1 protein-coding gene and 1 pseudogene are annotated in these 1382 nt (G+C 42.4%); both read left to right on the top strand.

What is annotated here, in order from left to right:
* Window positions 1–1134, top strand: a 1134-nt coding sequence (locus B4237_RS10455; RefSeq protein WP_286943009.1) for an ATP-dependent metallopeptidase FtsH/Yme1/Tma family protein, incomplete at its 5' end; no start/stop codon positions are given.
* A 133-nt stretch (window positions 1135–1267) separates the two neighbouring features.
* Window positions 1268–1382 (top strand): annotated as a pseudogene (folP, locus tag B4237_RS10450) (dihydropteroate synthase); the annotation flags it as partial.

Below are 1382 nucleotides of genomic sequence, written 5' to 3'. Positions count from 1 at the left end.
ATTGATGAGATTGATGCTGTTGGTCGTCATCGTGGTTCAGGTACAGGTGGTGGTCATGATGAGCGTGAGCAAACCTTAAACCAAATGCTTGTTGAGATGGATGGTTTTGAAGGCAATGAAGGCGTTATCGTGATTGCTGCGACTAACCGCGTAGATGTTCTTGATAAAGCATTACTTCGTCCAGGTCGTTTTGACCGTCAAGTGATGGTTGGTTTACCAGACATACGTGGTCGTGAGCAGATTTTAAATGTTCACTTGAAGAAGCTTCCGTCTGTAACTGGTGTTGATGTTAAAGTCCTTGCCCGTGGTACACCTGGTTTTTCTGGTGCACAACTAGCAAACTTGGTGAACGAAGCTGCATTGTTTGCTGCTCGCCGTAATAAAAACACGGTTGATATGCATGACTTTGAAGATGCTAAAGACAAAATCTACATGGGTCCAGAACGTAAGTCGATGGTCATCCGTGAAGAAGAACGTCGTGCGACGGCTTACCATGAAGCGGGACATGCGATTGTTGCTGAAATTTTACCGGGTACAGACCCTGTGCATAAAGTTACTATTATGCCACGTGGTTGGGCGCTTGGTGTGACATGGCAGCTTCCAGAACAAGATCAAACGAGCCACTATAAAGATAAGATGTTGAATGAACTTTCAATCTTGTTTGGTGGTCGTATTGCTGAAGAAGTTTTCATTAATCAAATGTCGACTGGCGCATCGAATGACTTTGAACGTGCAACGAAAATGGCGCGTGCAATGGTTACGAAATACGGTATGTCAGATAAACTTGGCGTAATGGTTTATGAAGATGAAAACCAAAATGGTTTCTTCGGTAATGTTGGTAGCCGTACGATTTCTGAAGCAACACAGCAAAAAGTTGATGAAGAAGTTCGTCGCATATTAGATGAACAGTATAAAGTTGCACGTGATATCTTGGAAAATAATAAAGATATCGCACACGCAATGGTGAAAGCCTTGATGGAATGGGAAACGATTGATCGTGACCAAATCCGAGACATCATGGAAGGTCGTGAACCACAACCACCGAAAGTGTATGTTGCTGAGAACCCTGTGGCTGAATTTGAACCGCCTAAAGATGGTCCATCTACACCGCCACCATTGCCAGCAATGGGCTAATATTCGTTGTAATAAAAAGAGCGGCTTCGGTCGCTCTTTTTTTGTTTGGATTTTAGACTAAGTTGAAAATAAATCAGTCATGACAGGCATTATCTGTTGTTAAAATACCATCATTAAAGTGTGGAGAGTTTTGATGCAGTTGATGCCATTACCACAACGACAATTACAGGGTGGTCGTTTTACATTAGATTTATCGCAACCTCATGTTATGGGAATTTTGAATGTAACGCCTGATTCATTTAGTGATG

Origin of the sequence: Acinetobacter sp. UBA6526 (assembly GCF_002434875.1) — a bacterium.
In the GTDB taxonomy this organism is placed as follows: Bacteria; Pseudomonadota; Gammaproteobacteria; order Pseudomonadales; family Moraxellaceae; genus Acinetobacter; species Acinetobacter venetianus.
This window is presented reverse-complemented; position numbering and strand designations above follow the sequence as displayed.